We start from the raw sequence: 20679 nt of genomic DNA on the forward strand, positions 1-20679 counted from the left end.
CATCGTGGCGCGGGCCGGCCGGGCCTCGCATCCTGGCCGACGGCGTCCGCCGTCGGCCAGGATGGTGCTAAATCGCTGGTACCCGTACGGGTCGTGGCCCTAGGTTCTGCGAGCGGCGCGGACGCCACAACGAGAACTGACGAAGGAACCATCATGTCCATGACCTTTCCGGTCGCCCTGTCGGGCGCCCGGGCCGAGACCCTGATGTGGGCGCACGAGCACGAGGTGGAGCCGGCCGCGCTGAACCAGCTGCGGAACATCTCCCGCCTCCCCTGGGTGGAGGGCCTGCGCGTCATGCCCGACGTCCACCTCGGCAAGGGCGCGACCGTCGGCTCGGTGATCGCGATGCGGGACGCCGTCTCGCCCAACGCGGTCGGCGTGGACATCGGCTGCGGCATGATCGGCGTGCGGACCTCGTTCACGGCGGCGGACCTGCCCGACGACCTCAGCCGGCTCCGCTCCCGGATCGAGGCCGCCATCCCGGTGGGCTTCCACGCGCACGACCAGCAGGTCGACCTCCGCCGGCTGCGGCCCGTCAAGGGCTCCGGCGGGGCCGAGCGGCTCCGCGGCGAGGAGGCGTTCTGGGACCGGTTCGAGACGCTGCACCCCAAGGTGCGGCAGCTCGAGACCCGGGCCCGGAAGCAGCTGGGCAGCCTCGGCGGCGGCAACCACTTCGTCGAGGTGTGCCTCGACCAGGACGACACCGTGTGGCTGCAGCTCCACTCCGGCTCCCGGAACATCGGCAAGGAGCTCGCCGAGCACCACGTCGGCATCGCGAAGCGGCTGGACCACAACCAGGGCATCGTCGACCGCGAGCTCGCCGTCTTCCTGGCGGGCACCCCCGAGATGGACGCGTACCTCAACGACCTCTGGTGGGCGCAGGAGTACGCGGCCCGGTCTCGGGCGGTCATGATGGCGCTCGCGGTGCAGGCGTTCCGGGACGAGTTCCCGGGCGTGGACGTCACCTTCGACGAGGGTGTCAACGTGCACCACAACTACGTGGCGCGCGAGCAGGTCGACGGCGCCGAGCTGATCGTCACCCGGAAGGGTGCCATCCGCGCCGGCAAGGGCGACCTGGGGCTCATCCCGGGATCCATGGGCACGGGGTCGTACGTGGTGCGCGGCCTGGGCAACCCGCGGTCGTACTGGTCCGCGTCCCACGGCGCGGGGCGCCGGATGTCGCGGACCAAGGCGAAGCAGGTCTTCACCACCGACGACCTCGCCGCGCAGACGGCCGGCGTCGAGTGCCGCAAGGACGCCGGCGTGCTCGACGAGATCCCGGGCGCGTACAAGGACCTGGACAGCGTCATCGCCGCCCAGCAGGACCTGGTGGAGGTGGTCGCCCGTCTGCGCACGGTCCTGTGCGTGAAGGGCTGACCAGTGCTGCCCGACGGCGGGCCTCGCCTCCCGTACCGGAGGTGAGGCCCGCCGTCGGCCCGTGTGACGGGAAGGGGCATTCTTCAAAAACTGCGCTTTGCTCCGTGCCGTCCGTTTCTGGTGCATTTAATTCACCCGCTGTGTCCGATTAAGAACCTTAGTTTCACCATTTCCCTGCCTTAATATTTCACCCCCCGCATCAACGTCTTAAGTGGCGTCGATCACTTTCCCGTGCCATTTTTCGGAACAGGCAACGAGGCCATCGGACTACCCAGGGGGTGACGGACGTGATCTCTTCGCGTCGCACAACGAGGATCGCCGAGCGGAGCGCACGCCGGGTGCGCCGCCTCGGCGCGAGCGTCGGGATCACCGCACTGGTCGCGGTCTCGACGTTCTCCGGAGCGATCGGGGCGGCCGCAGCGCCGGGGGACACCGCGGAAGCCGAAGGCGCCTTCCTCGCGGGTCAGGTCCTCGGCCTCGACCTCGGAGCCCTGATCGACTCGGCGGAAGCCGGCTATCCCTCGAACCCGGGGACGGACACCGGCGGCGCGGCGCTGCCGGACGTGACCGTCCCGGTCGTCGGCCTGCCGCTGTTCGGCCCGCCCGAGGGCGACGCCCTCCTCGCGCTGAGCGGCATCTCCCAGCAGGCGACGGTCGAGGGCCCCAACCAGCCGGCGACGGCGTCGGCCGGTATCGCGAGCGCCGAGATCAACGTGACGCCCTGGGTCGCGGACGTACCCGCGGTGAGCGCCGCCATCGACGACCTGCGCCTCACCCTCGAGGCGATCGAGGCGACCGCGACGGCCAACCCGGGCGAGGTGCCCACCGGCACGTACTCGATCGCCGGCGCGACCATCGACGCGCACAGCCCGGTGCTGGGCGACGTCTCGACCACCGTCTAGAGTGCTCTCGCCCCCGTCGAGACCACCCTCGAGACGGCGCTCGACGCCTCCATCGGCACGGCTCTGGACAGCATCGCGCTGCTGGATCCCGTGCTCGCGGTGGTCGGAGGTGACCTGACCACGACGGCCACCGTCGACATGGACCTGCAGGGGGCGCTCGCCCCGGTGCTCGCACAGGACTTCGGCACGCAGGGCGTGATCATCAACGCCTCCACGGGCACGGTGACGATCGACCTCGAGACGATCATGGGCGGCTCGCTCAACGGCCAGCCGGTCGACACCCAGCTGCTCAGCGCCGAGTCGGCGGACGAGATCAGCGCGGCCCTCGCCGCCGCGGTCGCCGACCTGACGACGGCTCTGACGAACGCGTTCCAGACGGCGCTCCAGAACGCGACGGTGACCCTGACGGCCACGGCCTCGGGCGGCGGCGCGCTGATCGACTTCCAGGCGTCCGGCTCGCTCGCCGACTTCGCGAACGGCACCCTCGACCCCGCCGCCGTGTCGCTCACGGCCGGCTACACGGTCCCGTTCATCGGCTTCGTCGGGGTGACCGTCCCTGCCGGAACCATCATCAACGCCTTCGCCGCACCGGTCTCGGCCGCGTTGAACACGGCGATCTCGTCCGGCACCACGATCCTCCAGGACACGGTGCTCGCGCCGGTGCTGGCCCTTCTCGCTCCCGCGTTCGACGCGCTCAACCTGCTCCTCGGGATCACGATCAACGACCAGGAGCCGGTCCCCGCCGTCGCGGGTGCCCAGTTCACGCAGAATGCCGTCACCGTCGACATCCTCGGGGGCACCGTCGGGTCGATCTCGCTCGCCTCGGCGATGGTCCGGGCCGAGGCGGCTCCGGCGATCACGCTCGATCCCACGACCGTTCCCGCGGGCGGCACCACGACCGTCACCGGGACCGCCTTCACCCCGGGCGGCACGGCCACGGTCCAGCTGCTCGACCCGGCGGGTGTCGCCATCGGCGACCCGGTCCCCGCCACGGTGCTGGCGGACGGCACCTTCGTGCTCGACCTGCCCACCGACGCCACGTACCCGCCGGGCGCGTACACGGTCCAGGCCACCGACGACACGACCGGCCTGGTCGCGACCGCTGCCCTGACGATCACCGCGGCACCGGCGATCACCGTCACCCCGGAGACCATGCCCGCGGGCGGCACCGCCACCGTGGACGGCACGGGCTTCACGCCGAACAGCACGGCCACCGTCCAGCTGATCGGTCCCGACGGCGTGGCCGTGGGAGGCCCGGTCGCCGCGCCCGTGGACGGCACAGGCGCGTTCACCGTGCCGCTGCCCACCGACGCCACCTACCCGGCCGGCGCGTACACCGTGGTCGCCACGGACGTCAGTGGCGCCCAGGCGACCGACACCCTCACGCTCACCGCCGCGCCGACCCTGACGGTGGACCCGTCCTCGGTGCCGGCGGGCGGCGAGGTGACCCTCACGGGCGCCGGCTACACGCCGAACAGCACCGTCGAGATCCAGCTTTTCGACGCCGCGGGCAACCCGGTCGGCGGGCCCGTCACGGTCGCGACGGACGCCGCCGGTGGCTTCACGACGCCGTACCCGATCGACCCGGCGACCGCCGCGGGCGACTACACGGTCGTGGGCACCGACGTGTCCGGCGCGACGGCGGCCGACACCCTCGCGGTGACCGTGCCCGACATCACGCTGACCCCGGGCACCGTCCCGGCGGGCGGCTCGACGACGGTCGACGGCACCGGGTTCTCGCCCGACTCCACGGTGACCGTCCAGCTGACCGACGCGGCAGGCGCCCCGGTGGGCGACCCGATCACCGTGCCGACGGACGCCACGGGGGCGTTCACCGTTCCGCTGCCGACCGACCCGGCCCTGCCGCCCGGCTCGTACACGGTGGTCGCGACCGACGACGCCACCGGTGTCACGGCGACCGAGACGCTCACCGTGACCGCCGCCCCGGCGATCACGGCGACCCCGCCGACGGTTCCGGCGGGCGGCTCCACCACCGTGGACGGCACCGGCTTCACGCCGGGTACCACGGCGTCGGTGCAGCTGTTCGACCCGACGGGTGCGCCGGTCGGCGCACCGGTCACGGCGACCGTCCTGGCCGACGGCACCTTCGCGGTGCCGCTCCCGACCGGCGCGGACTACGCGCCGGGCGACTACACGATCGTCGCCACCGACGCGACGGGCGCGACCGCCGAGGCCGGGCTGACCATCACGGCGGCCCCGGCGATCACGGCGACCCCGTCGACGGTCCCGGCGGGCGGCACCACGACCGTGGACGGCACCGGCTTCACGCCGGGCTCGACGGCCTCGGTGCAGCTGTTCGACCCGACGGGTGCGCCGGTCGGCGCACCGGTCACGGCGACCGTCCTGGCCGACGGCACCTTCTCGGTGCCGCTCCCGACCGGCGCGGACTACGTGCCGGGCACCTACACGATCGTCGCCACAGACGTGACCGGGGCGACGGCGGAGACTCCGCTGGCCGTCACCGCCGCGCCCGCGATCGCGGCGGACCCGCCGGTGATCCCGGCGGGCGGCTCGACCACCGTCGACGGCGCCGGGTTCACGCCCGGTGAGCCGGTGACCGTCCAGCTGACCGACCCGGCGACGGGTCTCCCGGTCGGCGACGCGGTGACGGTGATCCCCGGCCCCGACGGCACGTTCAGCGTGCCGCTGCCGACAGACCCGGCGCTGCCGCCCGGTGACTACACGATCGTGGCCACGGATGCCTCCGGCGCCACGGCCGAGGCACCGCTGACGGTGACTGCGGCCCCGGCGATCACGGCGACCCCGCCGACGGTCCCGGCGGGCGGCACCACGACGGTGGACGGCACCGGCTTCACGCCGGGCACCGACACGGTGGTGCGGCTGGTCGCTCCCGACGGCACGTTCGTCGGCGCCCCGGTCACCGTGACCGTCAACCCGGACGGCACCTTCAGCGTGCCGCTGCCCACCGACGCCGCGTTCGCGCCGGGGGACTACACGATCCTCGCCACCGACGTGACGGGCGCGTCCGCGACGACCCCGCTCACCATCACCGCGGCCCCGACCCTGACGGCCACGCCGCCGTCGGTCCCGGCGGGCGGCACGACGACGATCGACGGCGCCGGCTTCGCTCCGGGCGCCGCCGAGGTCCAGCTGTTCGACCCGGCCGGCAACCCGGTCGGTGGCCCGATCGCCGTCACGGTCGCCGCGGACGGGACCTTCACGGTCCCGCTGCCCACCGACCCGGCTGCCGTACCCGGCACCTACACCGTGGTCGGCACGGACTCGACGGGCGCGACGGCGGACACGCCGCTGGTGATCACCGAGGCGCCGACGGTCACGGCGACCCCGCCGACCGTCCCCGCGGGCGGCACCACGACCGTCGACGGCACGGGCTTCAGCCCTGGCTCGACGGCCACCGTGCAGCTCACGGCACCCGACGGCACGGTGGTGGCCGGCCCCTTCGTGGTCCCGACCGACGCGAACGGCGACTTCACGCTGCCGATCACGACCGACCCGGCGCTGGCCCCCGGTGACTACACGATCACGGCGGTCGACGACCTCACGGGCGCGACGGCCACCACGGGCCTGACCGTGACCGCGGCGCCCGCGATCACGGCGACCCCGGACACGGTCCCCGCGGGCGGCACCACGACGGTGGACGGCACGGGCTTCACGCCCGGCACCGACGCCGTGGTCCGTCTGGTCGCCCCGGACGGCACGTTCCTCGGGGCGCCCGTCACCGTGACGGTCCTGCCCGACGGGACGTTCAGCGTCCCGCTGCCCACGGACGCGGCGTACCCGCCAGGCGCGTACTCGATCCTGGCCACCGATGTGACAGGCGCCGAGGCGACGACGCCGCTGACGATCACCGCGGCACCGGCCCTCACGGCCACGCCCGGCACGATGCCGTCCGGCGGGACCACCACGATCACGGGCACCGGCTACTCGCCGCTCTCCGACGTCGAGGTCCAGCTGCTCGACCCGGCAGGCAACCCGGTGGGTGCGCCGATCGTCGTCACCACCGACGCCGCGGGCGCCTTCAGCGTCCCGCTGCCGACGGAGGAGACCTTCGCCGCGGGCACCTACACCGTGGTCGGCACGGACGTGCTGACCGGCGCGACGGCGGACACGCCGCTCGTGCTCACCGGAGCCCCGACGATCACCCTCGACCCGACCTCGGTCCCGGCCGGTGGCACCACCACCGCGACAGGCGCCGGGTTCACGCCGAACAGCCCAGTCACGGTCCAGCTCACCGACGCGACGGGCACGCCGGTCGGCGCTCCGATCGCAGTCGTGACCGACGCCGCGGGCGGCTTCGTCGTGGACGTCCCGACGTCCCCCGACGCGGTCCCGGGTGGCTACCTCGTCACCGGCACGGACGTGACGGGCGCCGAGGCGTCGGCCGACCTCATCATCGAGGGCGCGCCGATGATTCTCGTCGACCCGGCGGTCCTGCCCGCCGGCGGCACCACGACCGTGACCGGCGACGGGTTCACGCCCGACGAGCCGGTCGTCGTCCAGCTCACCGACGCGACGGGCGCCCCCGTGGGCGCACCGGTCACCGTGGTGGCCGGACCGGACGGCACGTTCGTCGTCGACCTCCCGATCGCCGAGGACACCGTCCCCGGCGAGTACACGGTGGTCGCGACCGACGTCACGGGCGCCACAGCCGAGGCTCCCATCGACGTGACGGCCGCGCCGACCCTCACGGTGGACCCGACGTCCGTCCCGGCGGGCGGCACGACGACCGCCACCGGCACGGGCTTCACGCCGAACGCGACGGTCGAGGTCCAGCTGTACGACCCGGCAGGCAACCCCGTGGGCGCCCCCATCTCGGTGGTCACCGACGGCACCGGCGCCTTCACCGTCGACGTCCCGACCGGGGCGGACTACGTCCCCGGCACCTACGTCCTGGAGGCGACCGACCCGTCCGGCGCGACGGCGGACACGCCGCTCGCCATCACGGCGGCGCCGGCGATCACCGTGGACCCGACGACGGTCCCGGCCGGCGGCACCACCACCGTGACCGGCACCGGGTTCACCCCGGGCGAGCCGACGGTGGTCCAGCTCGAGGACGCGACCGGTGCGCCGATCGGCGCACCGGTGACGGTGGTCCCCGAGGCCGACGGCACGTTCACCGTGGACCTCACGGTCCCGGCGGACACCCCGGCGGGCGACTACACGGTGGTGGCGACCGACTCGTCGGGCGCCGTCGCCGAGACCCCGCTCGCCGTGACACCGGCTCCGGCGATCACGGTGGACCCGACGACGGTCCCAGCGGGCGGCACGACGACGGTCGACGGCACGGGCTTCACGCCCGGTGAGCCGGTGACGGTCCAGCTGACCGACGCGACGGGCGCCCCGGTGGGCGACCCGGTCACGGTGGTCCCCGCGGCGGACGGGACGTTCAGCGTCCCGCTGACCGTCCCGGCGGACGCTCCGGCGGGCGACTACACGGTCGTGGCGACGGACAGCACGGGGGCGGAGGCCACGACGCCGCTGGCGGTGACGCCCGCTCCGGTCATCACGGTGGACCCGGCCACGGTCCCGGCGGGCGGCACCACGACGGTCTCGGGCTCCGGCTTCACGCCGGACACCCTGGTGCCGGTGCGGCTCGTCGCCCCCGACGGCTCCTTCGTCGGGGCTCCGGTCACGGCGACGGTGCTGCCCGACGGCACCTTCGTCGTCGACCTGCCGACGGACCCGGGTGTCGCACCCGGGCCCTACACGGTCCTGGCGACCGACGTGACGGGCGCCTCCGCGACCACGTCGCTCGAGATCACCGCGGCGCCGGCGATCACCGTGGACCCGACGACGGTCCCCGCGGGCGGCACCACGACGGTGACCGGGACCGGGTTCACGCCCGGTGAGCCGGTGACCGTCCAGCTGACCGACCCGGCGACGGGTGCCCCGGTGGGCGACCCCGTCACCGTCGTCCCGCTCTCCGACGGCACGTTCACCGTGGACCTCCCGGTCCCGGCGGACACGCCCGCCGGCGACTACACGGTGGTCGCCACGGACAGCACGGGCGCGACGGCGGAGACGCCGCTCACGGTCACGGCCGCCCCGGCCATCACGGTGGACCCGACGACGGTCCCCGCGGGCGGCACCACGACCGTGACCGGCACCGGGTTCACGCCCGACGCCGACGTCGTGGTCCAGCTGCTCGACCCCACGGGAGCGCCGATCGGCGGCCCGATCACGGTGACGACCGACGGCACGGGCGGGTTCGCCGTCCCGCTGCCGACCGGACCGGACTACGTGCCGGGCACCTACACCATCCAGGCGACCGACCCCAGCGGGGCGGAGGCCACGACGGCCCTCGAGATCACGGCCGCTCCGGCGATCACGGTGGACCCGACGACGGTGCCGGCCGGTGGTACCACCACCGTGACGGGTACCGGATTCACGCCCGGCGAGCCGGTGGTGGTCCAGCTCACCGACGCCGCAGGCGCCCCGATCGGCGCCCCGGTGACGGTGGTCCCCGAGGCCGACGGCACGTTCACCGTGGACCTCACGGTCCCGGCGGACACCCCGGCGGGCGACTACACCGTGGTGGCCACGGACTCGACCGGGGCGACGGCGGAGACGCCGCTCGCGGTGACCCCGGCCCCGGTCATCACGGTGGACCCGACGACGGTTCCCGCCGGTGGTACTACCACCGTGACGGGTACCGGGTTCACGCCCGGCGAGCCGGTCGTGGTCCAGCTCACCGACGCCGCAGGCGCCCCGATCGGTGCGCCGGTGACGGTGGTCCCCGAGGCCGACGGCACGTTCACCGTGGACCTCACGGTCCCGGCGGACGCTCCGGCGGGCGACTACACGGTGGTGGCGACGGACTCGACCGGTGCGACGGCGGAGACGCCGCTCGTGGTCACGGCCGCTCCGGCGATCACGGTGGACCCGACGACGGTCCCGGCCGGTGGTACCACCACCGTGACGGGTACCGGGTTCACGCCCGGTGAGCCGGTGGTGGTCCAGCTCGAGGACGCGACCGGTGCGCCGATCGGCGCACCGGTGACGGTGGTCCCCGAGGCCGACGGCACGTTCACCGTGGATCTCACGGTCCCGGCGGACACCCCGGCGGGCGACTACACGGTCGTGGCGACGGACTCGACCGGGGCGACGGCGGAGACGCCGCTCGCGGTGACCCCGGCCCCGGTCATCACGGTGGACCCGACGACGGTTCCCGCCGGTGGTACCACCACCGTGACGGGTACCGGGTTCACCCCGGGTGAGCCGGTCGTGGTCCAGCTGACCGACGCCGCGGGCGCCCCGATCGGCGCCCCGGTCACGGTGGTCCCCGAGGCCGACGGCACGTTCACCGTGGACCTCCCAGTCCCGGCGGACACCCCGGCGGGCGACTACACCGTGGTGGCCACGGACTCGACCGGGGCGGAGGCCACGACTCCGCTGGCCGTCACCCCGGCCCCGGTGATCGCCGTCGACCCGACCACGGTTCCCGCGGGCGGTACCACCACCGTCACGGGCGAGGGCTTCACGCCTGGCGAGCCGGTGGTGGTCCAGCTGACCGACGCGACGGGTGCCCCGGTGGGCGGCCCGGTCACGGTGGTCCCGGCGGCGGACGGGACGTTCAGCGTCCCGCTGACCGTCCCGGCGGACGCTCCGGCGGGCGACTACACGGTCGTGGCGACGGACAGCACGGGGGCGGAGGCCACGACGCCGCTGGCGGTGACGCCCGCTCCGGTCATCACGGTGGACCCGACGACGGTCCCGGCGGGCGGCACGACGACGGTGTCGGGTACCGGGTTCACGCCGGGAACCGACGCGGTGGTGCGGCTGGTCGCACCCGACGGCTCGCCGATCGGCGGACCGGTCACGGTGACGGTGCTGCCCGACGGCACCTTCGTCGTCGACCTGCCGACGGACGAGACCTTCCCGGCGGGCGACTACACGGTTCTGGCGACCGACGTCACGGGGGCGACGGCGACCACGCCGCTGACCCTCACGCCGGCCCCGGTGATCACGGTGGACCCGACCACGGTCCCGGCCGGTGGGACCACCACCGTCACGGGCGAGGGCTTCACGCCCGGTGAGCCGGTGACGGTCCAGCTGACCGACGCGACGGGCGCCCCGGTGGGTGCCCCCGTGACGGTGGTCCCGGCCGCCGACGGCACGTTCACCGTGGACCTCCCGGTCCCGGCGGACACCCCGGCGGGCGACTACACGGTCGTGGCGACGGACTCGACTGGGGCGGAGGCCAGCACCCCGCTGGCCGTCACCCCGGCCCCGGTGATCACGGTGGACCCGACCACGGTCCCGGCCGGTGGGACCACCACCGTCACGGGCGAGGGCTTCACGCCCGGTGAGCCGGTGACGGTCCAGCTGACCGACGCGACGGGCGCCCCGGTGGGTGCCCCCGTGACGGTGGTCCCGGCCGCCGACGGCACGTTCACCGTGGACCTCCCGGTCCCGGCGGACACCCCGGCGGGCGACTACACGGTCGTGGCGACGGACTCGACCGGGGCGGAGGCCAGCACCCCGCTGGCCGTCACCCCGGCGCCCACGCTGGTCCTCGACCCGCCGACCGTCCCGGCAGGCGGCACCACGACAGCCACCGGTGCGGGCTTCACGCCGGAGTCCGAGGTGACGGTCCAGCTCACCGACGCCATCGGCGCACCGGTGGGTGACCCGATCACCGTCATGACCGACGCGACGGGCGGCTTCACGGCCGACGTCGTCACCCCGGCGGACGCCAACCCCGGTGCCTACACGGTGACGGCCACCGACGTGACGGGTGCCGAGGCGGAGGCCGACCTCCTGATCGAGGGTGCGCCGATGATCGTCACCGACCCGGCCACGCTGCCCGCGGGCGGCACCACCACGGTCACGGGCTCGGGCTTCTCGCCGGCCGCAGAGGTGACCGTCCAGCTCGAGGACGCCACGGGTGCCCCGGTGGGTGCCCCGGTCCTCGTGACCACCGACGGGGACGGTGGCTTCGTCACCGACCTCCTGGTCCCGGCCGGTACCCCGGCGGGCACCTACGCGGTGGTCGGCACGGACAGCACCGGCGCCGAGGCCCAGGCACCGCTCGCGGTGACGACGGCCGACATCGCGGTGGACCCGACGACGGTCCCCGCGGGCGGCACCACGACCGTGACCGGCACCGGGTTCACCCCGGGCGAGCCGGTCGTGGTCCAGCTCGAGGACGCGGCGGGCGCCCCGATCGGTGACCCGATCACGGTGGTCGCGGGCGACGACGGCTCGTTCACCATGGACCTGCCGGTCCCGGCGGACACCCCGGCCGGGGACTACACGGTGGTCGCCACCGACTCCACCGGAGCCGAGGCGACCGAACCGCTGGTCGTCACCCCGGCCCCGGTGATCACGGTGGACCCGACGACGGTCCCGGCCGGTGGTACCACCACCGTGACGGGTACCGGGTTCACCCCGGGTGAGCCGGTCGTGGTCCAGCTGACCGACGCCGCGGGCGCCCCGATCGGCGCCCCGGTTACGGTGGTCCCCGAGGCCGACGGCACGTTCACCGTGGACCTCCCGGTCCCGGCGGACACGCCCGCCGGCGACTACACCGTGGTCGCCACGGACTCGACCGGGGCGGAGGCCAGCACCCCGCTGGCCGTCACTCCGGCCCCGGTCATCACGGTGGAGCCGGCCACGGCTCCTGCGGGCGGTCAGACGACCGTCAGCGGCGAGGGCTTCACGCCCGGCGAGGAGGTCGTGGTCCAGCTGACCGACGCGACGGGCGCTCCCGTGGGCGACCCGGTCACCGTGGTGGCGGGCGCCGACGGTACGTTCACCGTGGACCTCCCGGTCCCGGCGGGCACGCCCGCCGGCGACTACACGGTGGTGGCCACCGACTCCACGGGGGCCACGGCCGAGACTCCGCTCGCCGTCACCACGCCGGTCGTCGTGGCCACGCCGGACAGCCTGCCGGCGGGCGCCTCGACCACAGTCACCGTGACGGGCTTCACCCCGAGCAGCACGGTGACGGTCGACCTCCGTGACGCCGTGACCGACGAGGTGGTCGCGGGACCCGTCACGGGTACCACCGACGAGAACGGCGACCTCACCGTCGGGCTCGTCCTGGCGGTCCCGTCGACGGTCCCCGCCGGCCAGTACTACGTGCAGGCGGTGGACGAGGCCGGCGCGGTCGCGACCGCTACCGTCCTGGTCACCACGCCGACCGTCGCGGTGAACCCGCAGATCGTGGCACCGGGCGAGGCCCCGGTGGTCGACGGCGACGGGTTCACCCCCGGGTCGCCGGTCACGATCACCCTCGAGTGCCCCGCGGGCACCGAGGTCGGGACCATCGAGTGGATGGTCGAGAGCGACGGGACCTTCACGGTGGACCTTGCCGCCGAGGGCCTGGTGGTGCCGGTCGACACCGACCCCAGCATCGTCTGCCAGATCATCGTGGTGGACGAGGCCTCGGGCCAGGAGGTCGTGACGCCGCTCCCGCTCCGTGAGACCACGGGCGGGCCGACGCCGACGCCGACGCCTACGCCGACCCCGACGCCTACGCCGACCACCCCGGCCCCCGACCGCGAGCTGCGGGCGTGGTTCGAGAAGGCGCGGGTCACCATCGGTCAGACGCAGACGTTCTGCGCCACCGGGTTCGAGCCGGGGGAGCGGGTGACGGGCGCGATCTACTCGTCGCCGCGGTCGCTCCCGACCCGGGTCGCCGACGCCGACGGGACCGTGTGCTGGACGTTCCTCGTGCCGAACGACCTCGGCCGCGGCACGCACAGCGGTGTCGCCACGAGCCTCGACCGGGGTGACTCGGCGTCGGCGACGTTCGTCCTCGACGCCGCCACCCGCGGCCGGAGCGGACCGCTCCCGGCCACCGGCGCCACGGTGGGCGGGCTGGCCGGGCTGGCCGCGCTGCTCACCCTGAGCGGGCTCGCGGTCGCCGGGGTCCGCCGACGGAGGGCGGTGGGTAGCCAGCAGTAGGCAGGGGCGAGAAGAGCCCCCGCCGGCCTCGCGGCCGGCGGGGGCTCTTCTCTGCGAGGACTCAGCCCACGAGGTGCTCAGCCCACCTGGTGCAGCCAGCGCACGGGCGCGCCGGCGCCCGCGTACCGGAACGGCTCCAGCTCGTCGTCCCACGCCGCGCCCAGGGCCAGGTCGAGGGCGTCCCGTACGGAACGCGGGTCCTTGAGCTCGATGGCGGCGCGCACGCGGTCCTCCGGGACCACCACGTTGCCGTGCACGTCGGTCATCGCGTGGAAGATCCCGAGGTCCGGGGTGTGGGACCAGCGCGCGCCGTCGGCGCCGTGGCTGGCCTCCTCCGTGACCTCGTAGCGCAGGTGGGACCACCCGCGCAGGGCAGAGGCGAGCCGCGCGCCGGTCCCCTGGGGACCCTGCCACGAGTACTCGGCCCGGTAGAGGCCCCGTCCAGCCGGCTGCGCGGTCCAGTCCATGGATACGCGCACGCCGAGGACGTTCCCCGCCGCCCACTCGATGTGGGGGCACAGGGCAGTTGGCGCAGAGTGCACAAAAAGCACGCCGCGGGTAATGGCACCGGCCATGTCTTCCTCCCTGGGTCGAGGTACGTCTTCCCCTACGTCCTCACCCGGGCGGTGACGCTGTGGCACGGAGCACACGCGGTGTTCCGTTCCACATACTGCCCGACTCCCCGGCGTCCTGCGAGGCGAAACGGCGCGAGACTTCAGGAAAATCATCCATGCACGACACGTTCGTGTCGCACATTCTTGCCGAAACGGGCGTACCAGGACTAGTCCTTCTTGGCATTTTCCTGATAACACTTCATGGCGTTCTCGTTACGTGAAGCGTGGAGGTGCGCGTCGACGACGCGCCGGACGGCGCAAGATTCCCACCGAAATGTCACGAGACGCCCGGCGTGGCTCCGGCCCGACACGCCGGGCGGAGCAGGGCCGGTCAGAGCCGCTCGCGCAGCTCCCGCATGGCCTGCTTCCGCACGGAACGCTCGAGCCGGTCGAGGTAGAGCTTTCCGTCGAGGTGGTCGGTCTCGTGCTGGAGGCACCGCGCCATGAGGCCCGTGCCGTCGACGACGACCTCGTTGCCGTCGAGGTCGATGCCCACCACCTTGGCGTACCAGGCGCGCGTGGTCGGGTACCAGAGGCCCGGGACGGAGAGGCAGCCCTCGCCGCCGTCCTGCGTGTCCTCCGAGAGCTCGACGAGGCGGGGGTTGAGCACGTAGCCGATCTCGTCCTCGATGTTCCACGAGAAGGCGCGGAGGTTCACGCCGATCTGGTTCGCCGCCAGGCCGGCGCGGCCCTCCTTGTCGACCGTCTCGACGAGGTCCGCGACCAGGCCGCGTACCCGGTCGTCGATCGTGGTGATCTCCTCGCAGGCGGTCCGCAGGACGGGGTCGGGGATCACTCGGATGTCACGCATGGCCATGTCCGGCATTCTTCCATGTGACACTGACAGAGCCCGTGCCGGACGACGGCACGGGCTCTGTCAGGTGCTCCGCCCCGTGCGGGACGGCACCGGTCAGACGGCGATCAAGCGTTGGTCACGACGAGTGCCACGTTGTGGCCGCCGAACCCGAACGAGTTGTTGACCGCTGCGATGTCGCCGCCGGGCAGCTTGGCGGGCTCGTCGCGGACGAGCGGCACCTGGAGCTCCGGGTCGGGGTTCGCGACGTTGATCGTGGGCGGCGCCAGGCGCTCGGACACGGCCTTGACCGTGAAGATCGTCTCCAGCGCACCCGCACCGCCGAGCAGGTGCCCGGTCATCGACTTGGTGGCCGACAGCAGCACGTGGTCCGCGTCGTCGCCGAGCAGTGCCCGGATGGAGCGCGTCTCCGTGATGTCGCCCACCTTGGTGGACGTGGCGTGCGCGTTGACGTGGACCACGTCGCGGCCGGTGATGCCGGCCTCCTCGACCGCCCGGCGCATGGCGGCGACCTGGCCGCGCCCCTCCGGGTCCGGGGAGGTGATGTGGTACGCGTCGGCCGACAGGCCCACGCCGGCGATCTTGGCATAGACGCGCGCCCCGCGGGCGGCCGCGTGCTCGGCGCTCTCCAGCACCACGATGCCCGCGCCCTCGCCCACGACGAAGCCGTCGCGGTCGACGTCGTAGGGCCGCGAGGCGGCCTGGGGGTCGTCGTTGCGCAGCGACAGGGTGCGCGACGCGGCGAACGCCGCCATCGGCATCGGGTGGATCGTCGCCTCGGTGCCGCCGCACACGACGACGTCGGCCCGGCCGGCGCGGATCATGTCCACGCCGTAGCCGATGGCCTCTGCGCCGGACGCGCACGCGGACACGAGGGCGTGCGCCCCGGCCCGGGCGCCGAACTCGAGCGACACGTAGGCCGCAGGAGAGTTGGGCATGAGCATGGGGACCGTCATGGGCAGCATGCGGCGGGCGCCGCGCTCGCGCAGCGTGTCCCAGCCGTCGAGGGTGGTCCAGATGCCGCCGATGCCGGACGACACCACGGCACCGAGCCGGTCGCCGTCCACCTCGGGGGAGCCCGCGTCGGCCCAGGCCTCGCGCGCCGCGATGATCGCGTACTGCGTGGACGGGTCCATGCGCTTGATCTCGGGCCGGGGCAGGACCTCTTCCGGCTTCACCTTGATGGTGGCCGCGAAGCTCACGGGGATCTCGTAGCGCTCCGCCCAGTCGTTCTCGAGCGTGCGCGCGCCCGACTGGCCCGCGAGGGCGGCGTCCCAGGTGGACGGCACGTCCCCGCCGAGCGGCGTGGTCGCGCCCAGTCCGGTGACGACGACGTCGCGCAGGGTCCGGTCGGAGGTCATGTGGTACTCCCTCGTGGGTGGGTTTGCTCGGTCTTCGGTGCCCGACGCCGGAGCTCACCTCTCGTACGAGAGGTGGCCGCCCGGCGTCGGGCGCCTTCGAAAAACGTCAGGCCTGGGCCTTGGCGATGAAGGGGCGATCGTGGCAGCGCGGCGCGCAGCCGGTCGTCACGCCTGGGCCTTGGCGATGAACGAGACAGCGTCGCCGACCGTGGCGAGGTTCTTGACCTCCTCGTCGGGGATACGGACCCCGAACTTGTCCTCGGCGTGCGTGACGATGGTCATCATCGACAGGGAGTCGATGTCGAGGTCGTCCGTGAAGGACTTCTCGAGCGCGACAGCGTCCGTGGGGAGACCGGTCTCCTCGGCGACGATCTCGGCGAGGCCCTCGAGGATCTCCTGCTCGGTGTTGGCCATGAAACTTCCTCTACTTTCGTGATGGGCAACCGGCGGCGTGGATGCCGGATGCTGTTCTCCGTCGTACGGGGGCGTACGTGCGGAAGATTACGGCAGCACGACCACCTGCGCGGCGTACACCAGACCGGCTCCGAAGCCGATCTGGAGCGCGAGGTCGCCGGACTTGGCGACTCCCTCGCTGAGCAGGCGGTCGGTGGCCAGGGGGATGGACGCGGCGGAGGTGTTGCCGGAGTCGGCGATGTCACGGGCGACGACGACGGTCTCCGGCAGGCCGAGCTGCTTGACCATCTGGTCGATGATCCGCATGTTCGCCTGGTGCGGCACGAAGACCTGGATGTCCTCGGGCTCGACGCCGGCCTCGGCCATCGCCTTGGCGGCGACCGGGGCCATCTGGAAGCTCGCCCACTTGAAGACGGTCTGGCCGTCCTGGCGCAGCGTGGGCCAGCCCAGCCCCGGGTCCGCGCGCAGCTCCGTCCAGGAGTGCGTCTGGCGGATGGACGTGGACTTGCTGCCGTCCGAGCCCCAGACGGTGGGGCCGATGCCCGGGGTGTCCGAGGGCCCGACGATGGCGGCGCCGGCCCCGTCTCCCAGGAGGAACGAGATGGTGCGGTCCGTCGGGTCGATGATGTCGGAGAGCTTCTCCGCGCCGATGACCAGGACGTTGCGGGCGAGGCCCGAGCGCACCAGGGCGTCGGCCTGGCCGATGCCGTACGCGTAGCCGGCGCAGGCGGCCGAGATGTCGTACGCGGCCGCCGGTGTGGCGCCCAGACGGTCGGCGAGGATCGCGGCGCCCGACGGCGTCTGGTGGAAGTGCGTGATGGTCGACAGGATCACCGCGTCGATGTCGGCGCCCGTCAGGCCCGCGGCGACGAGCGCCTTGCGGGACGCGGCCTCGGCGAGGTCGAGCACGTCGCGGTCGGCGCCCGCGCGGACACGGGTCACGATGCCTGTGCGCTGGCGGATCCACTCGTCGGACGACTCGATCGGCCCGGCGATGTCGTCGTTCGTGACGACGTTCTCGCCGCGCTCCGCGCCGATCGCGAGGATGCGGGAGAACTGCGTGGGCTGGGCCTGCTGGAGGAGGGTCACTCAGGTGCTCCGGAGGTCGAGGAGGAGGCGTCGCTGTGGCGGGCGATCAGGTCGCGGGCCGCGTCGATGTCGTCGGGCGACTTCACGGCGACCGTCTCGACGCCCTTCAGGCCGCGCTTCGCGAGGCCGGTGAGGACGCCGCCCGGGGCCAGCTCGAGGATCGCGGTGACGCCGCGGGCGGCGAGCGTCTCCGAGCAGAGGTCCCAGCGCACCGGTGCGGTGACCTGGCCGGCGAGGTTCGTCAGCACGTCGGACGCCCGGCCGTGCCCGTGGGCGCCGCCGGCGTAGGCGGTGCCGTCCAGGTCCGCGAGGAGGGGCAGCACGGGGTCGGCGGCGTCCCAGCCGAGCGCGACCGGCTCGAACGCCGCGCGCGCGGGCTCCATGAACGGCGTGTGGAACGCGCCGGCGACCTGGAGCGGGATGACGCGCGCCCGGGCCGGCGGGTTCTCGGCCAGCTTCGCCAGGCCCTCGTGGGAGCCCGCCGCGACGACCTGCCCGCTGCCGTTGACGTTCGCGGGCCACAGCCCGGCCGCCTCGATCGCGGCGAGGACCTCGTCCGGCTCGCCGCCCACGACGGCGCTCATGCCCGAGGGGCCGGCGGCTGCGGCACTTGCCATCGCCCGAGCGCGGTGCGAGACCAGGCCCGCCGCGCCGTCGTCGGACAGGACGCCCGCTACCGCGGCCGCGGCCAGCTCGCCGACGGAGTGCCCGGCCGTGACGTCGACCACGTCGGCGGGCGCGCGGCCGTCGAGGATGACGCGCAGGGCGAGGAGCGAGGTGGCGACGATCAGCGGCTGGGCCACCGCCGTGTCCCGGATCGTGTCCGCGTCGGACGTGGTCCCGTGGGTGGTCAGGTCGACCTGGGCCGCCTCGGAGGCCGAGCCCAGGCGTTCGGCGGATCCGGGCAGCTCCAGCCAGGGGCTGAGCATCCCGGGGGACTGAGAGCCCTGTCCAGGGCAGACGACGGCGAGCACCCGTCAACTGTGCCAAGCGCAGGCCCGGGTGATACGTCGCGACCCGTACCAACCTTGGACAAGGCGGTTGTGCAGAACCTACAAGGAGTGACGCGGCTCCGACGTGCGAGGACCTCTCAGGGGCGTTCGCCGGACGTGCCGAGCTGGCCCAGCGCGAGGGCCACCTGCAGCACGAACGACTCCCGCGCGTCGAGCGGGTCCCACCCGGTGATCTCCGAGACCTTGCGGAGGCGGTAGCGCACGGTGTTGGGGTGGACGTACAGACGGCGGGCCGCCGCCTCCAGCGAGCGGCCCGTGCCGAGGTACGCCGACAGGGTCTCCAGCACCGCGCCGCCCGCCTCCTCGAGGGGGCGGAACGCCTGCGCCACCAGGGTGCGCCGGGCGGTGACGTCGCCGGTCAGGACGCGCTCCGGCAGGAGGTCGTCCGCCTGGACGGGACGCGGGGCCTGCGGCCAGGCCGGGGCCGCGGCGAGCCCTGCGAGCGCCGCCCGCGCGGACCGCGCGGCGTCGGTGAGCGACGGGACGGCGGAGCCGATGACGACCGGGCCCGGCCCGAACCGGGGGAGCAGCGCGGTCGCGGCGGCGGCGAGGTCGCCCTCGCCGCCGAGGACCAGGACGAGACGGTCGCCGTGGATGCCGACGAGCGCGTCCCCGGCAGCCCGGCGGGCGACGCGACGCAGCTCGGCGGTGCGGACGTCGTCGAGGGCGGCGGTCGCCGACCCGACGACCACGAGCGCGCTGCCGCGCCCGCTCCAGCCGAGCGCGGAGACGCGGGAGCGCAGCGAGTCGTCGGCGTCGCCGCGGACGAGGGCGTCCACGACGAGCGCCTCGAGGCGGGCGTCCCAGGCGCCGCGCATCTCGGCGGCGCGGGCGTAGACCTCGGCGGCGGAGAACGCGACCTCGCGCGAGTAGCGCAGCACGGCCTCGCGCAGGTCGCGCTCCGCGCCGGGGGCGGCGATCTGGTCGGAGTGCGTCTCGACGACGTCGACCACCATGCGGACGAGCTGCAGCGTCTGCTGCAGGGAGATGGATCGCGTCAGCTCCGGCGGAGCGGCGGAGAACATGTCGCCCACCCCGTGCGGCTGCGTGTTCGGGTGGGTGAACCACGAGGTGAACGCGTTGATGCCGGCCTGGGCGACGAGGCCCACGTAGGAACGGTCCTCGGCGGGGAGGTCGCGGTACCAGGAGAGCTCGTCCTCGAGGCGACGGAGGGCCGACGCCGTGAGGAGGCCGCTCGCGTCACGGACCCGCTGGAGGTTCTGGCCTGCCTCGACGGGCGCCGCGGACGTGCTCGCGGGCTGGCGGCTGGTGGTGCGACGGGTGGCTGACACCCCAGGAGCATACGAGGGTGGCTTGTCGACAGTCCACAAACGGGCTGTGCCCGCGCACGACCAAGCGGGCGAAACGGTAGGGTCAAGGTATGCCCCTGTTGCAACGGCTTCGTCAGCTCCTCCGGCGGCCCCTGTCCGCTTCGACCGTCGGAGTGCGCCGACAGTCGCCGTCCGCGCCCAAGCGCGGGGACACGGTGCACGAGGATGCGTTGCGGGCCGTTCTGGTGGATGACCCCAACAACGAGGAGGCGTTCCAGGCGCTCGCGGAGGTGGTCCGTCGCCGGGCGGCGGAGTGGCCCGGACCGGACGACCCGCTGGCGGCGTCTCCGGACGACCAGACGGCCGAAGAGGTGCGCGCTCAGGCGGCGGACCTGGCGGTCTGGTCGCTCGCGGAGGAGCTCGCCGGGCACCCGCGCGGCTGGTACCCGCTGCTGGAGCTGGGCCGCCTGTCGCTGGCGGACGACCCGGAGGGTGCGGTGCGCCGGCTCACCACGGCGGCGGAGCGCGACCCGGGGGGACGCGCGCTCGCCGAGGGCCTGGCGATCCTGCGGGACGCGGGCATGCACGTGGAGGCGCTGGGACTCGGCGTGGGGCACTGGCGGGTCCGGGACCATACGCCCGAGGTCGGACGGCACCTCGTCCTCGCGGCGATCGACGCCGACCGGGTCCTGGAGGCGCGGCACCACCTCGACGCGCTGGCCACGCACCCGGACAAGCAGGCGGTGGCGAGGCTGCGGCCGGACCTGGAGCGCGCCATCACGGAGGCGGAGGCGGCGCGCGGGGGCGCGCCGGCCTAGGGCGTGTTTCGGAATTGCGGGTTGACCTGGGGGTTCGGCATGCTGCGGGCTCGTGGTGGATGTTGCGGGTCGGCATGATCTGACGGATGAGG

At 73.9% G+C, this 20679-nt stretch carries 11 protein-coding genes; 4 read left to right on the forward strand and 7 right to left on the reverse strand.

Annotated features, from left to right (window positions below; all coding sequences use genetic code 11):
• Positions 1-153: 153 nt before the first annotated feature.
• From D1350_RS16985 to D1350_RS16995, 3 genes are all read left to right on the forward strand, one after another.
• Positions 154-1377 carry an RtcB family protein gene (locus D1350_RS16985; RefSeq protein WP_125777206.1) on the forward strand — a complete coding sequence of 408 codons (1224 nt, stop codon included), beginning with the start codon at positions 154-156 and terminating at the stop codon, positions 1375-1377.
• A 287-nt stretch (positions 1378-1664) separates the two neighbouring features.
• Complete coding sequence (locus D1350_RS16990) at positions 1665-2279, forward strand: choice-of-anchor G family protein (RefSeq protein ID WP_125777207.1); 615 nt, start codon at positions 1665-1667, stop codon at positions 2277-2279.
• A 99-nt stretch (positions 2280-2378) separates the two neighbouring features.
• A complete protein-coding gene (locus D1350_RS16995; RefSeq protein WP_125777208.1) occupies positions 2379-13193 on the forward strand; it encodes a hypothetical protein in 10815 nt (3604 codons plus the stop codon).
• A 77-nt stretch (positions 13194-13270) separates the two neighbouring features.
• Here D1350_RS16995 and D1350_RS17000 read toward each other — a convergent pair whose 3' ends face one another.
• From D1350_RS17000 to D1350_RS17030, 7 genes are all read right to left on the reverse strand, one after another.
• The gene (locus tag D1350_RS17000) at positions 13271-13768 is read right to left on the reverse strand and encodes a DUF3145 domain-containing protein (RefSeq protein WP_125777209.1); all 498 of its coding nucleotides are present in this window, start codon (positions 13766-13768) and stop codon (positions 13271-13273) included.
• Positions 13769-14138: 370 nt separating this feature from the next.
• Positions 14139-14624, reverse strand: a complete 486-nt coding sequence (def, locus tag D1350_RS17005; protein ID WP_125777210.1) for a peptide deformylase — start codon at positions 14622-14624, stop codon at positions 14139-14141.
• Between the two features lie 104 nt (positions 14625-14728).
• The gene (locus tag D1350_RS17010) at positions 14729-15982 is read right to left on the reverse strand and encodes a beta-ketoacyl-[acyl-carrier-protein] synthase family protein (protein WP_125777211.1); all 1254 of its coding nucleotides are present in this window, start codon (positions 15980-15982) and stop codon (positions 14729-14731) included.
• Positions 15983-16147: 165 nt separating this feature from the next.
• Positions 16148-16396, reverse strand: coding sequence for an acyl carrier protein (locus D1350_RS17015; RefSeq protein ID WP_125777212.1), 249 nt, complete (start codon positions 16394-16396; stop codon positions 16148-16150).
• A gap of 87 nt (positions 16397-16483) precedes the next feature.
• Positions 16484-17485: a beta-ketoacyl-ACP synthase III gene (locus D1350_RS17020; RefSeq protein WP_125777213.1), complete on the reverse strand. Its 1002-nt coding sequence runs from the start codon at positions 17483-17485 to the stop codon at positions 16484-16486.
• Positions 17482-18459, reverse strand: coding sequence for an ACP S-malonyltransferase (locus D1350_RS17025; protein WP_125777214.1), 978 nt, complete (start codon positions 18457-18459; stop codon positions 17482-17484). Before D1350_RS17025 ends, D1350_RS17020 begins: the two co-directional genes overlap by 4 nt.
• Before the next feature lie 116 nt (positions 18460-18575).
• Positions 18576-19790: a PucR family transcriptional regulator gene (locus D1350_RS17030; RefSeq protein ID WP_240644164.1), complete on the reverse strand. Its 1215-nt coding sequence runs from the start codon at positions 19788-19790 to the stop codon at positions 18576-18578.
• Between the two features lie 89 nt (positions 19791-19879).
• Between D1350_RS17030 and D1350_RS17035 the strand changes: the two genes are divergently transcribed.
• Entirely contained in the window at positions 19880-20587 is a 708-nt protein-coding gene (locus D1350_RS17035) for a hypothetical protein (RefSeq protein WP_125777216.1), read from the forward strand.
• Positions 20588-20679: the final 92 nt, after the last annotated feature.

Source organism: Antribacter gilvus, assembly GCF_003946865.1.
Classification (GTDB): Bacteria; Actinomycetota; Actinomycetes; order Actinomycetales; family Cellulomonadaceae; genus Antribacter; species Antribacter gilvus.

What these genes read in the sequence shown, in the direction of transcription:
- D1350_RS17010 (WP_125777211.1), bottom strand. Translation starts at nt 15,982, where the DNA reads ATGACCTCCGACCGGACCCTGCGCGACGTCGTCGTCACCGGACTGGGC.
- D1350_RS17035 (WP_125777216.1), top strand. Translation starts at nt 19,880, where the DNA reads ATGCCCCTGTTGCAACGGCTTCGTCAGCTCCTCCGGCGGCCCCTGTCC.
- def (WP_125777210.1), bottom strand. Translation starts at nt 14,624, where the DNA reads ATGGCCATGCGTGACATCCGAGTGATCCCCGACCCCGTCCTGCGGACC.
- D1350_RS17000 (WP_125777209.1), bottom strand. Translation starts at nt 13,768, where the DNA reads ATGGCCGGTGCCATTACCCGCGGCGTGCTTTTTGTGCACTCTGCGCCA.
- D1350_RS16985 (WP_125777206.1), top strand. Translation starts at nt 154, where the DNA reads ATGTCCATGACCTTTCCGGTCGCCCTGTCGGGCGCCCGGGCCGAGACC.
- D1350_RS17015 (WP_125777212.1), bottom strand. Translation starts at nt 16,396, where the DNA reads ATGGCCAACACCGAGCAGGAGATCCTCGAGGGCCTCGCCGAGATCGTC.